The organism is Dyella sp. OK584 (assembly GCF_057787755.1).
Genome location: NZ_CM173542.1, coordinates 3,744,477 through 3,758,193 on the forward strand (window position 1 = coordinate 3,744,477; position 13,717 = coordinate 3,758,193).

Annotated in this window: 12 protein-coding genes; all 12 read right to left on the minus strand. The window is 63.1% G+C overall.

What is annotated here, in order from left to right:
- Positions 1 to 65: 65 nt before the first annotated feature.
- Positions 66 to 815 (minus strand): VOC family protein, encoded by a 750-nt coding sequence (locus tag AC3CBN_RS16905; RefSeq protein ID WP_488634152.1) that lies wholly within the window; start codon positions 813 to 815, stop codon positions 66 to 68.
- Positions 816 to 907: 92 nt separating this feature from the next.
- Positions 908 to 1,720, minus strand: a complete 813-nt coding sequence (locus AC3CBN_RS16910) for a ferritin-like domain-containing protein (RefSeq protein WP_488634153.1) — start codon at positions 1,718 to 1,720, stop codon at positions 908 to 910.
- A 67-nt stretch (positions 1,721 to 1,787) separates the two neighbouring features.
- Complete coding sequence (purF, locus tag AC3CBN_RS16915) at positions 1,788 to 3,263, minus strand: amidophosphoribosyltransferase (protein ID WP_488634154.1); 1,476 nt, start codon at positions 3,261 to 3,263, stop codon at positions 1,788 to 1,790.
- Between the two features lie 16 nt (positions 3,264 to 3,279).
- A complete protein-coding gene (locus tag AC3CBN_RS16920; protein ID WP_488634155.1) occupies positions 3,280 to 3,885 on the minus strand; it encodes a CvpA family protein in 606 nt (201 codons plus the stop codon).
- Between the two features lie 28 nt (positions 3,886 to 3,913).
- The gene (locus tag AC3CBN_RS16925) at positions 3,914 to 5,020 is read right to left on the minus strand and encodes an SPOR domain-containing protein (RefSeq protein ID WP_488634156.1); all 1,107 of its coding nucleotides are present in this window, start codon (positions 5,018 to 5,020) and stop codon (positions 3,914 to 3,916) included.
- Between the two features lie 60 nt (positions 5,021 to 5,080).
- Entirely contained in the window at positions 5,081 to 6,376 is a 1,296-nt protein-coding gene (gene folC, locus AC3CBN_RS16930) for a bifunctional tetrahydrofolate synthase/dihydrofolate synthase (RefSeq protein ID WP_488634157.1), read from the minus strand.
- 20 nt (positions 6,377 to 6,396) lie between these two features.
- Positions 6,397 to 6,993, minus strand: a complete 597-nt coding sequence (locus AC3CBN_RS16935; RefSeq protein WP_488634158.1) for a GNAT family N-acetyltransferase — start codon at positions 6,991 to 6,993, stop codon at positions 6,397 to 6,399.
- 3 nt (positions 6,994 to 6,996) lie between these two features.
- Positions 6,997 to 7,404 (minus strand): ketosteroid isomerase-related protein, encoded by a 408-nt coding sequence (locus AC3CBN_RS16940; protein ID WP_488634159.1) that lies wholly within the window; start codon positions 7,402 to 7,404, stop codon positions 6,997 to 6,999.
- 190 nt (positions 7,405 to 7,594) lie between these two features.
- The gene (locus AC3CBN_RS16945) at positions 7,595 to 7,753 is read right to left on the minus strand and encodes a hypothetical protein (protein WP_488634160.1); all 159 of its coding nucleotides are present in this window, start codon (positions 7,751 to 7,753) and stop codon (positions 7,595 to 7,597) included.
- Positions 7,754 to 7,850: 97 nt separating this feature from the next.
- The gene (locus AC3CBN_RS16950; RefSeq protein WP_488634161.1) at positions 7,851 to 10,115 is read right to left on the minus strand and encodes a heavy metal translocating P-type ATPase; all 2,265 of its coding nucleotides are present in this window, start codon (positions 10,113 to 10,115) and stop codon (positions 7,851 to 7,853) included.
- Between the two features lie 170 nt (positions 10,116 to 10,285).
- Positions 10,286 to 10,690 carry a MerR family transcriptional regulator gene (locus AC3CBN_RS16955; protein WP_488634162.1) on the minus strand — a complete coding sequence of 135 codons (405 nt, stop codon included), beginning with the start codon at positions 10,688 to 10,690 and terminating at the stop codon, positions 10,286 to 10,288.
- Between the two features lie 116 nt (positions 10,691 to 10,806).
- Positions 10,807 to 13,623: a TonB-dependent receptor plug domain-containing protein gene (locus AC3CBN_RS16960; protein WP_488634163.1), complete on the minus strand. Its 2,817-nt coding sequence runs from the start codon at positions 13,621 to 13,623 to the stop codon at positions 10,807 to 10,809.
- Positions 13,624 to 13,717: the final 94 nt, after the last annotated feature.

Here is a 13,717-nt window from a genome sequence, read left to right on the forward strand (position 1 = left end):
GGATTCCAGTTTTCGATGGGATGACGAACGGGTTGTCGTTCGACTTTCGATATCCCGCAACGTCATTACTGGCGTTGTGGCAGAAACACCGCGAACAGCGCGTCCTGCGGATCACGCAAGATCGCATAGCGTCCGATGCCAGGTATGTCCGAGGGCGGCGAGCTGACTTCGGCATGAAGGGATTCGGCCTTTTTCGCCGCTGCGTCCACATCGGTGACAAGAACATACGGCAGCCATAGCGACGGACCCGCACCACCGGCGTTGCGCATCAATCCACCACGACCGACATCGCCGCTCTTGAGCATGTAATAGGTATCTTCGCCAGCCGGCATGGAGTCATGGCTAAGCCCGAACAGTTGCTCGTAGAACGCCAGCGCTATTGCATCGTCGGTGGCGTGAAGTTCATGCCAGCACCAATGACCTGGCGGCACGGTGGCGTCGGGTGCGTCGTCATTGACGCTACGCCAGATCGAGAACATCGCACCGACCGGATCGAGCATCGTTGCTCCGCGCCCCACCGGCGCGAAATCGGTGGGAGGCATACAGATCGATGCACCTGCTACCAATGCCATTGCATAGCTCTGGTCGACATCGGCAACACTCAGATAGATGCCCCAGTTATTGGGCTCACCTTCCTGCGCCTTGCGATAACCGCCAATACCTTCGCCCGCATTCAAGATGACCTGGTAAGGCTGGCCGTTGATGTCCATGGGCGAGTCAGCCCAGCCGAAAAGTGCGCCATAAAACTGGCTGGCCTTGGCGGGATCGGTGCTGGCGTGTTCGACCCACACGAGTTTCCCGGGCAACGACTTCATGGCTTGGCCTCCTCGCGAGCTGGAAGCGGCCTAGGCTAGCGGGGAGAACATGACGACAAGGTCGCGACGCCGCGGCGGGTCGGCAACCCGGCTCAGGCCTGCAGCGCCAGCTCGGTCAGACGGTCGAGTTCTTCGTGGTCGAAGCCTGCATCCAGCCGCGCCGGACGGTTGAATGGGCCGCGCAGGTTGCGGCCCATGTAGCCGTGCAGCAGATCGAGGAAAGTTTCGAGTGGGTCGACGCCATCGCGTTCGCAGCAATAGCGGAACCAGCGCGTACCGGCAGCCACATGGGCCACTTCCTCGCGCAGAATCACTTCCAGTATCGCCACGGTGCGTGTGTCGCCCACGGATTGCAGGCGTTCGATCATCCCCGGCGTGACATCCAGCCCGCGCGCCTCGAGCACGCGAGGCACCAGCGCCATGCGCGCCGTATCGTGGTGTGCGGTCTTCTCGGCCATTTCCCACAGGCCGTTGTGCGCATCGAAGTCGCCATACGCATGACCAAGTTCCCCAAGACGCTCGGACAGCAAGGCGAAATGACGCGCCTCGTCACGGGCGCAGCTGGCCCAGTCGCGATAGTAATTGTGGGGCTTGCCGCGGAAGCGATACACCGCATCCCACGCAAGATTGATGGCGTTGAATTCAATGTGCGCCACGGCGTGCACCAGTGCCACGCGACCTTCCGCCGTGCCAAGGCCGCGATGCGGCACCTGGCGTTGCGGTACGAGTTGTGGCCTGGCTGGTCGCCCCGGCATGCCGATGGGTTCGGGTGCAGGCGCAGAAGGATCAGGATGCAGCTCGCCGGCGAGGAACGCCTGCCAGGTTTCGTGCGTGAGGCGCAGCTTTTCCACCGGATCGGTGGCATCGAGGCAGCGCTTGGCGGCGGCGTGGAGGTCGGTTGTCATGGAGATAGTCGCAAGCACTGCCCCTCACCCCAGCCCTCTCCCCGAAGGGGAGAGGGAGCCAGGCGTATCACGCGCTGCGACGGGCCGCTTTGGCGTCGTCCGAGCGCAGCATTTCGATCTGCTGCAGGTATTGCTGGTCCAGCCCGGTGACGTATTCGCCGGAGAAGCATGACGTGTCGAAGTGCTTCAGCTCTTCGTTGCCATCCTGCACGGCCCACACGAGGTCCGGCAGATCCTGGTAAATCAGCCAGTCGGCACCGAGCACCTTCTCCACTTCCTTTTCGGTGTGGCCGGCGGCGACCAGTTCCGATGCAGCCGGCATGTCGATGCCGTACACGTTCGGATAGCGCACCGGCGGCGCGGCGGAAGCGAAGTACACGTTCTGTGCGCCGGCTTCGCGCGCCATCTGGATGATCTGGCGCGACGTGGTGCCACGCACGATGGAATCGTCCACCAGCAGCACGTTCTTCTTGCGGAACTCCAGTTCCACGGGATTGAGCTTGCGGCGCACCGATTTCACGCGCTCGCCCTGCCCCGGCATGATGAAGGTGCGGCCGATATAACGATTCTTGACGAAGCCCTCGCGGAACGGCACGCCCAACGCTTCGGCCAGCGCCGAGGCGGCGGTACGCGCGGTATCCGGAATCGGGATCACCGCATCGATGCCATGATCCGGACGCTCGCGCAGGATCTTCTCGGCGAGTTTCTGTCCCATGCGCAGGCGCGCCTTGTACACGGACACGTTCTCGATCATCGAGTCCGGTCGTGCAAGATAGACATACTCGAAGATGCACGGCGCGTGCGTCGCGCTCTCGGCGCAGTGGCGGGTATGCAGCTGGCCGTCATTGGTGATGAACACCGCCTCGCCCGGCGCGACGTCGCGCAGGCGCTTGAAGCCGAGGATGTCCAGCGCCACCGATTCGGAAGCCACTGCGTACTCGCGGCCTTCGGCGGTAATGCGTTCGCCCAGCACCAGCGGACGGATGCCATGCGGATCGCGGAACGCCAGCAGCCCGTAGCCCAGCAGCAGCGCCAGGCAGGCATAACCGCCGCTCGCGCGCGCATGCACGCCGGCGACGGCCTTGAAGATGTGGTCGGGCGTCAGCGCCATGCGGTCCTGGATCTGCAGCTCGTGCGCCAGCACGTTGAGCAGCACCTCAGAGTCCGAATCGGTGTTGATGTGGCGACGATCGTCCTCAAACATCTCGCGACGCAGCGTCTCGGTGTTCACCAGGTTGCCGTTGTGCGCGAAGGCGATGCCGTAGGGCGAGTTCACGTAGAACGGCTGCGCCTCGGCGGAACCCTCCGAACCGGCCGTGGGATAACGGCAATGACCGATGCCGATGCGTCCGCGCAGGCCACTCATCGCGGTCTGGCTGAACACGTCGCGCACCAGACCGTTGCTCTTGTGCAGGCGCAGGCGTGCGCCTTCCACCGTGGCGATGCCGGCAGCGTCCTGGCCGCGATGCTGCAATACGGTCAAACCGTCATAAAGTGACGCGGCGACCTCACTGGTGCCGACGATGCCGATGATTCCGCACATGGTTGAAAGCCTATCTTTAGTAAGTCGTGGCCGGAGCAGCCGTGGAAGCGGCGGCTGGATGGGTTTTGTGCTCAGTCGCTGGCGAAGCGCCTGGCACAACCGCCGGCAAGGCGGGAAGATGGTCCAGCAGCGCCGGGGGATTGAGGTAATGGCGGACATTGTCCGGCACCCGCTCACCCAGCCACGCAGCCATTCCCTTGAACTGCGGCAGTAATACCGAGTCGTGCCACCACGGGTCGCGTGTGAACGCGGTAAACCCGAGCAGGAAAACCCCCAGCGTCACCAACAGTACGCCGCGGGCAAAACCAAACACCATGCCAAGCAGGCGGTCGGTGCCGGACAGTCCGGTACCTTCGACCAGCTTGCTCACCAGGAAGCGCAACAGCGCTCCGGCGATCAACACGGCAAGGAAACAGATGCCGTAACCCACCAGTATCCGCGCCGATGGCAGCTGGATGCTGTGTTCGAAGTAGCCCGCCACGCTCGGACCAAAGGTCCAGGCCACCCAGAACGCCGCCGCCCACACCGCCAGCGCCAACACCTCGGAGATGAGGCCGCGCCACAGCCCGATCAAGACCGAGACGCCCAATACGGCGAGGATGATGTAGTCGGCCCAGTTCACCGGGTCACCATATTTGGCGGATTCAGGTTCAGGGGGCGGTAACGACGTTGCCGTCAACGCCCAGCTTGGTCTTGATCTGGTCGCGGATGCGCACCGCATCGGCACGCTGTGTCTGCGGCCCCGCGCGCACGCGCCACAGCTGCTTGCCGTTCGCGTTCACCGTATCCACGTAGCCATCGAAACCGTTCGCGCGCAGCTTGTCGCGCAACACATTGGCATCGGCCTGGCTACCCATGGCTGCGACCTGTACTGCCCAGCCACCGGCGCGCGATGGGGCGGCTGTAGCAGCAGCGGCAGCAGCCGGAGTGGTGGGCGTGGCGCCGGCTGGCTTGGTGTTGGGCGTGGCGCTGGCTGGCTTGGCGGCCGGCGCGTCATCGTCCTGAGCTGGCGTGGTGGCGCTGCCTTCGAGGCGAGCAGGTACACCGGGAATGGTCTGGGTGATCTTGAGACGCGCAGCCTCGGCGGCAGCGCGCGACTCGAATGGACCAGCCGTGACCATGGTCAACGACTTGCCGCCCTGATCGATGGTCCGGCCCGATGCCGGATACCCCAACCCGTGCACGCGCTGGATCAGGTTCTGAGCGCTGGCGGTCGACGCATAGGCGCTGAGATTGAGCGAATACTGGCCGTGCGCCGCGGTAGCGGGCGGCAACGCCGGTTGCGGCTGCGCCGGGATGGCCGAGCTGGCACTGGTCGCTTGCTTGGTCGTAGCGGTGGCCGCCGTGGCGGCAGCCTTGCCCTGGGCCGGAATCACCGGCTGCGTCGTGCTGGAGCCGGGTTTAGTCACCGTCGTTGGCTCAGGCTTCTGGCCGGCGGTGGGATCGGTTTCCACATCCTTCGGGCGGCTGGAGCCGATGTTCACCGTGGCCAGCTGGTCCGGCGAGCCTGCCGGAATCGCCGAGGCGACCGGCGCCGGCACGGCAGGCTTGGGAGCGGCGGGAGCTGTGGATGCCGGTGCCGCGCCAGGCGTCAGGCTCATGGTCTTGGTCTGCAAGTCACGATCGGGTGCAGGCGGAATCGCCAGACTCACCGATTCGTCGCCGCTCGTGCTTGGGGGACTGCTGGAAAAAAACATCGGCACAAGAAGGACGAGCAGTGCGATGAGAACGGCAGCGCCCAGCAGACGTGTTTTCAAGACAGGCTCCAAACGGCAGGGGTGCGAGAACGGCGCGATTATACCTGCCCGCGTCGCCGGTCAGGCCGAATCCTGTCCCGCCGATTCAGCAAGCACCGCCGACGCAACGAAAAACGAGCCGAAAGCGAGCACGCATTCGCCGGCTTGAGCCGTCTCTCGTGCGGCAGCCAGGGCCGATCGCACGTTGTTGTGGAGGTCATAGCGCGCTTCGGGCAACACAAGCTGCAACTGCTCTGCGAGCACACTGGCGGGCAGACCACGCGGCGTGTCGTGTTCCAGGCCGGCCAGATGCCAATGGTCGATGCGCGCGCCGAGCGCGCGGATCACGCCACCCACATCCTTGTCGGACAGAGCCCCGTACACGGCATGCACGCGGCCACCGGGGCGCGAGTCCAGCCACTCGGCCAGCGCCCGCGCCGCCTGAGGGTTGTGTCCCACATCCACCACCAACGCCGGGTCGCCCCCGAGCGATTGCAGGCGAGCGGATATACATACGGTGCGCAAGCCCACGGATGCGGCCTTGCCCAGGTCGATGCCGCTGACCACGTCATCCATGGCTTGCAAGGCATGCAGCGCCGCGATGGCCGTCGCGGCGTTGGCGTACTGCACGGGTGCGGCAAGTGTGGGATCAGGCAACACCAGCGCGGTGCCATCGCGATGACACCAGCGCCAGCCACCTTCGGCCTGCCGTTGGACACTGAAGTCCACGCCTGCCCGTTCGATCCTGGCACCGATCCGGCGCAGCGCATCCAGCAGACCGTCAGGAGGATCACTCTCTCCGACAATCGCAGGACGCCCGGCCCGTGCGATACCCGCCTTCTCGACGCCAATGGTGTCGCGATCAGGGCCCAGCCAGTCCATGTGGTCGAGATCGACCGTCGTGACGATGGCCAGGTCGGCGTCAACGATGTTTACCGCATCAAGCCGGCCGCCCAGGCCCACTTCCAGTACGGCCACATCAAGATCCGCGCGAGCGAAGAGGTCCAGCGCCGCCAGGGTGCCGAACTCGAAGTAAGTCAGCGGAATGTCGCCACGTGCAGCCTCGATGCGCTCAAAGCTGGCGATGAGCGCTTCGTCAGATGCATCCGCGCCGTCGAGGCGGATGCGTTCGCGGTAATGCAGCAGGTGCGGCGAGGTATAGCAGCCCACCCGCTGGCCGGCGGCAGCGAGCATCGCCTCCAGCATCGCCACCGTGGAGCCCTTGCCGTTGGTGCCGCCCACCGTGATCACGCAACGGGCCGTCGCAGGCGCCCCCATGCGCTGCCAGACGGCACGCACGCGATCGAGGCCAAGCTCGATGCTGCGCACATTGACGCGCTCCTGATAGGCCAGCCATTCGTCGAGGGTACGGGTCATGCAAGTCTCTTCGCGAGAAATCACGCGTCCACCGGACGCAACCAGAAACGCAGGCGATGTGCTCTCGGAGCATCATCGCCCACTTCCGTCCAATTCAGCGTGCAAAGCATGTGCTCCTGGCGCTGGTAACCACGCTTGCGCCAGAACAGATCGTTGGAACGATAGCCTTGCGGGCAACGTGGATCGTCCGCATTGCGCTCCACCGCGCAGAAGCCGGTCCAGCGGAAGCCACCCAGGCGGCGCACATGTGCCTCGCGCTCATCGAAAAAGCGATGGCCCATGCCTTGTCCACGAAACGGAGGAAGCAACACGGACTCGCCAAAATAGAACACTTCGTCCAGCGCAAAACCGTATTCGATGAACGGCTGGTGGAATGGTGATTTGTCATCAACCAACGGAAGACCGCTGGAAGCGCCAACCACCGCATCGCCATCCAGTGCCAGTACGAACACGCTGCGAGGCGACCGTGCATAGACCGATAGATAATCGCGCTCGTACGCCATGTCCCCCTCGTACAAATAGGGATAGTCGCGAAACACCGCGATGCGAAGGCGTGCCAGGTCGTCCAGATACGGAGTCACCGCTTCACCGGCGCACGTGATGATGCGCAAGCTCATGGCTCAGGCACCCGTGACCTGGGCGATCCAGTCCTGCAGGTTGTAGTAGTTGCTGACGCGGGCGATGCGGCCGTCGCGAATAACGAAGAATGCACCGCCCGGCAGCACATAGCGTTGGCCGCGCGCCGGCGGGAGGCCCTCGTCATCAGCCAGGTATTCGCCATGCACGACGTATTCGGCGGCGACGCGATGGCCATCGGTGCTGGCCATGATCACGATGTCGCGTAGCTGCTCGCGGTAGCAGCGGTTCATGCGCTCAAGGAAACCGCGGAAGGTTTCACGCCCGGTTTCGCGATGCGCCTGGTTGATGTCGTGCGCCACGTCCTCCGCCAGGCAGTCGAGCATGACCTCCCAGTGCGCGCTGTTGAAGGCGTCGTAGTAACGCGCGATCAGGGCTGTGCTGGCGGACATGGCGGCCTCCCATGGGGAACGAGGGCGCACAGCTTAAAGCATGAGCGTGCGCAGGGAAGCGGCCACAGAGAGCACGGCGCATACGCCTTGCTTCGTCATTTCTGCGAAAGCTGCAATCCAGGCCCTTGGCCATCTATGAAAGACGCAGGATTCCCGCTTTCGCCGGAATGGCGGTCGCCAGGCACTCGCTTCAAAAATGTATGCCACTGGCCCGAAGAACCCAGTACATCCCGAACGCCGTCCAGAACATTTTCTTCAACGCCCGGCCGGCAAGCAGCGCGACCAGCACCCCAAGCAGCAGTGGCATGTGCTTTTCAAGCGTGCTGCGCGTGTCATTGATGACGTTCATGTGATGTCCTCCCACACCCCAACGGTGCGGGAGAAATCATCCGCCGCGCCCTGCCCGCCAGGCAGGGCGCGGCGTCAGCCATTGCGGGTGACAACCATCACAGCGACACACGGCGCAGGCGCAAGGCATTGCCCACCACCGATACCGAGGACAGGCTCATCGCCAGTGCCGCGACCATCGGCGACAGCATCACGCCCAGTAGCGGATACAACAGGCCTGCCGCCAGCGGCACACCCACAGCGTTGTAGACAAACGCAAAGAACAGGTTCTGGCGAATATTGCGAACGGTGGCCTGCGACAGTGCACGAGCGCGCACGATGGCGGTCAGCTCGCCCTTCACCAGAGTCACCTGCGCACTTTCCATCGCGATGTCGGTGCCGCTGCCCATCGCGATACCGATATCAGCCACGGCCAACGCCGGAGCGTCGTTGATGCCATCTCCGGCCATCGCCACGCGATGGCCTTCCGCGCGCAACGAATGAACCACCGCCGCCTTGTCCGTCGGCGATACGTCGGCATGCACTTCGTCGATGCCCAGCGATTGGGCCACTGCTTTTGCGGTGGTGGCGTTGTCACCGGTCAGCATGACGATGCGCAACCCCGCCGCTTGCAGGTCGCGTATCGCCTGTGGCGTGCTCGCCTTGATGCGGTCGGCCACTGCGAGCAGGCCGGCCAACACGCCGTCCACAACCATGAACATCACGGTCGCGCCATCGGCGCGCAAGATATCGGCGCGATCGAGAGCCGCCTGATCTGCCGTGATGCCGATATTCGCAAGCAGCTGCCGGTTGCCCAGCGCCACTGCATGCCCTTGCACCGATCCTTCGACACCGGCGCCGGTCACCGAGCGAAAATCTTCAACCGACGGCGCCTTAATGCCCCTCTGTTGTGCGCCTTCCATGATCGCGCGAGCCAACGGGTGTTCGCTGGGCTTTTCCAGCGCCGCCGCAAACGCCAGCAGACGATCGAACGGAAGTGCGCCAAGGCTGATCACATCTTTCAATGCGGGCTTGCCCTCGGTAAGCGTGCCGGTCTTGTCCACTACCAGTGTGTCGATGCTACGCAGCGACTCGATCGCCGCCGCGTCACGGAACAACACACCGTTCTGCGCCGCACGACCACTGGCCACCATGATGGAAATAGGCGTCGCCAGACCCAACGCGCACGGACAGGCGATGATCAGCACCGACACCGCGGCAATCAACGCATAAGCCAGCCTGGGATCAGGCCCCAGCCACGCCCACAGCACAAACGCCAATAACGCCACTGCGACCACTGCCGGCACGAACCACGCCGCCACGCGGTCGGCCACGCGTTGCAGCGGCGCCTTGCTGCGCTGTGCCTGTGCCACCAGAGCCACGATCTGCGCCAACATGGTTTCCGCGCCGACCTTTTCCGCACGCATCAGCAAAGCACCGTCCTGATTGACGGTACCGCCGGTGACCCGTTCGCCCTTGGCCTTGCTTACCGGCAGCGGCTCGCCTGTGAGCATGGATTCGTCCACGTGGCTGCTGCCATCCAGTACTACGCCATCCACAGGCACTTTCTCACCAGGACGCACGCGCAAGGTGTCGCCGGCATGCACCGCATCCAGCGGCACGTCGTGTTCACTGCCGTCGGCGTCCACGCGACGCGCGGTCTTCGGCGCAAGGCCCAGCAGCCCCTTCAGCGCAGCGCTGGTACGACGACGCGCACGCAGCTCGAGAAAATCCCCCAGAGTGACCAGGGTGACGATCACCGCCGCCGATTCAAAGTACACGCCCACGCGGCCATGCATGTCGCGGAAACCTTCGGGAAACATCGAGGGAACAAGGAACGCCACCGCGCTATACGCCCATGCCACGCCGGTACCCAGCGCAATCAGCGTGTACATGTTCGGCGACCACAGCTTGAGCGAATGCCAGCCGCGCGCGAAGAACGGCGCACCGCCCCACAACACGACGATGGTGGAGAGCACAACCTCGGTCCACGCTGCGACACTGTCCCACGGCATGGGCAGGTGCCAGCCCAACAAGTGCGGGCCCATCGCCAGCAGGAATACAGGCAACGTGAGCGCGGCCAGCGTCCAGAAACGCCGCGACATCGCGCGCAGCTCGTGGCCATCGTCCTCATCGAGGCTGGGCATCATCGGTTCCAGTGCCATGCCGCACTTGGGGCAGTGGCCAGGACCAACCTGTTGCACTTCGGGATGCATGGGACAGGTATAGATCGCACCGGCTATCGCAGGTGCCGGCTCGGCCTGTGCGTGCAGATAGCGTTCCGGGTCAGCGACGAACTTCTCCTTGCATCGCTGTGCGCAGAAGTAAAAAGTGCGACCGTCGTGGTCGGCGTGATGAACCGCCGTCGCGGGGTCGACACTCATGCCACAGACGGGGTCCGTCGCGGTGTGCATCGCGTGGTCGTGATGGTCGCCGTGCCCATGATGATCATGAGATTGCATCTGTGCTGCCGCTGGTGCCCCGTCACAGCAGGACTTAACCGCCGGCTCGTGTTGCTGCTCACTGGCGCTGCAGCAGGCATGCTTCTCCGTGCTCATGCCTCATCCTCCTGATCGGCCAGCGCGCGCAGGATCGGACATTGGTCGGGCGAGCCGTGGCCCGGGCAAGCGTCGATCAACTGCTCCAATCCATCTCGAACGCGAGTGAGCTCCGCGATGCGCTCATCGATGGCCGACAGACGTTCCTGCGCCCGCTTCTTCACCGCTTTCACACCACGCTGGCGATCCGCAGACAGCGTCAGCAGGTCGCGAATTTCTTCCAACGTGAAGCCCAGATCCTTGGCACGCCGGATGAAACGCAATTGCCGCACCGCGCCCTCGTCGTAACTGCGATAACCCGATGCACGCCGCAACGGTTCGGGCAGCAGCCCTTCGCGCTCGTAATAACGAATGGTGTCGATAGCCACACCGACGCGCTTGGCGACGGCACCGATAGTCATGGGGGAGTGAGGAGTGTCCATGACGCAAGTCTAGACCATTGATCCAGGTCTAGAGTCAAGTCAAGAAAAGCGGCTGTGCGCACCTTGTTGCACGGTGCGCACAGCCGATGCCCGCGCTACTTACCGAAGTCGAAGCCAACTTCCAGATAGATCGCCCGACCCAGCGCGTTGTAGTCGGTGACGTCGTAGTACGGCCAATTGCCGTTCGTATCGTCCTTGGGCGGACGCTTGTTGGCGATGTTGTTGACCACCAGCGACAGCGAGGTCATGGGCGTAACCCTGTAGTTCACACTGCCATTGAACGTGATCCACGGACCAATGTTCTTCTTCGTACCGATGGCGTTCCAGGTGCTGCCGTTGCGGATGCCGAACAAAGTGCTGCTCCATTTGCCGACATTCCATGTGGCCGTGCCGGTCACACGACTCTTGAACTCATCGGAGTTGGCGCAGCACAGATAGTTGAGGGTCGGGTCGCCGGCCTTCTCCTGATAGGTGTGCTTGAGCTCGTCGTAGTAGTCCAGGCCGAACAGGAAGCTGCCGAAGCCTGCTGTGGTCAGGTGATAGTTGAGCGAGGACTGGATGCCGGCCTGGTATTCGGAGGCCACGTTGATCGGATAGGTGTCCACCTCCTGCACGCCGCCAGGGTTCACCGGGTCGGTCGCCGGCAGGCGCTTTACCTCACCGATCACTTCGCGGCATGTCGGCGAGTTGATGTCGTAGGTGGTTTGGCCGTTCTCGGAAACACCAAGACGACAGTTGGCTTCCTGCGCCAGGATTTCATCGTTGCCCAACGTCACCACTTCGTTGGAGATGCGCACGGCGTTGTAGTCCACAGACCAGCTCAGGTTGTTGTCCGCGGTGGACCAGACGAAGCCGTAGGTGAAGGACTTGGCCGTGATGTCCTTCAGGTTGGTGTTGCCCGAGGACACCGCCAGCATCGACGTGCCGGACTGCGGGCAGTCGCTGTAGTTCTGCGAGTTATAGCCGGCGAGACGGCACTTGTAGTAATCGGTGGATTGCGAATAGCCGCTGCTGTGCGACGAGAACAGATAGAACATGTCGGGCGCGCGGAACGCCGTGGCGTAGCTGCCACGGAGCAGCAACGTGTCGACTGGGCGGTATTCGAGGCCGATCTTGTAGGTCGCCTTGCCGTTGCCAGCGCCGCCGTAGCTGTACTTGTCATAGCGAGAGGACAGATTGGCAGTGAGCTGTTCGAGCAACGGCACGCGCATCTCGCCGCCAAATGCGTACTGGCTGCGCTTGCCGGCAGCGGCGGTGCTGCCAGTCACACCACGGAAATACCCTTCGTCGGCGAGTGGGCTGGCCGAACGGTTGTCGAATCGCTCATTGCTGTTCTGCACGATTGCGGCAAAACCAACGTCGCCCGCCGGCATGGAAAACAGGCTGGTGGTGTTGGCCGTGATCGTCTCGTTCTGCGTCCACGACATCGACGAGGCACGATTGGTGGCGGTGACCTGGTCATAAATCGCGCGGGTCAGTGGTTGATACAATCGATCTAAATTCGGGGCGTAAATAGCGTAACCATTGGGATCGGTCCCGAGCTTGGGCCCAAGGTAGTAATCGTCGATGCCATTGTTGGCGAGAAAGTCGGTGGACTTGCGCACCACGTTGGACTGCGACCGGTTGTAGTAGGCGTCGTAGTTCCAGCTCGAGTTGCCGATGCCGCCGCGCACGCCGAGGCTCACGTTGTAGCTGCGCGTGAAGACATGCTGATCGGTCGCGTCGGAGCCGACTTCCTCCGGCGCGAAGATGCGCTGCCACAACTCGTATTGGCCGCTGGACTGGTTGTAGAACGTGCTGTTCCAGAACGGACTGCCGCCCACGTAGGTGGGGTTGCTGTAGCTGTACAGCATGTCTGCGTACAGCTCGGTGTTGTCATTGACGTGATAGCGCGCAAACAACGAACCGTTGGCATCGGTGCTCTTGTTGGCCAGCGTGGCGAAACTCACGTTCTTTGGGCTGCCGCAGTAATAACCGAGACTGGAGCCAGCGCGATAGCTGTAGGTTGTGCTGCCATGGTACAGATAACTCAGCGGCGCACAGGTGTCCGCGCCAGGGTCGATGTAGTGGGCACCATCGCCCTGCGCCATGCGCAGGAAGGTGCGCGAATTGACGCCGCCCTTTCCGGTCGGATCATCCGCATACGAATCGATATAGCTGCGCTGATAGGCGAAGATCGGATCTTCCTTGGAAAACTGAAGGCCACCGCTCAGCTCGAAATCGCCCCACTGGTGACCGGAACTCAACTGCAGCCGTTTGCTGGCGCCACCGCCGTCGCTGTAGTCGCCGTAGCGAAAACTGAGATGCGTTCCTTCGATATGGTCTTTCAGCACGATATTGACCACGCCCGCGATGGCCGCAGATCCATAGATCGATGACTGGCCGCCGGTGAGCACATCGATATGGTCGATCAGGCCGACCGGAATGTTGGCGATGTCGGTGATGTTGTTGTTGCCGTTGTAGGCCAGCGGATAACTGGCCATGGGGCGACCATTGAGCAACGTCAGCGTGAAGCTCGGGCTCAACCCGAACAGGCTGATCGTCTTGGCGCCCGGCGTATAGCCACCGGTGAACTGTGGGTCCTGCACCGAGCCATTGGCTATCGGCAGCGCACGCAATGCTTCGAATGTGTCGGCAAAGCCCTGCTGGTCGATGTCCTTGGCGGTGATGGTGGTCACCGGTGATGGGCCTTCGATCTGCGCGCGAGGGATCAACGAACCGGTGACCTGCACCGCCTCCAGTTTCTTGGCCTTGCTGTTCTTCGTGTCATCGGCATTGCCGCTCGCATCCTGCGCAGGCACGGCATCAACCGTAACCGGAGCGACGGGAATGTCCACGCCGCCCGCGATGGCGTGAGTGATCGAGAAGGCCAATAACGTCAACGTCAATGCGCCAGATAATTTCGTCTTCATAAAGCAACGGTTCTCCCCAAGTTGTCATACCCATCGCCGTCATGCGGCAGCCAGCACTGACGCTTTTGCGCGACGCTCCCCTCCCCGGCAAAGG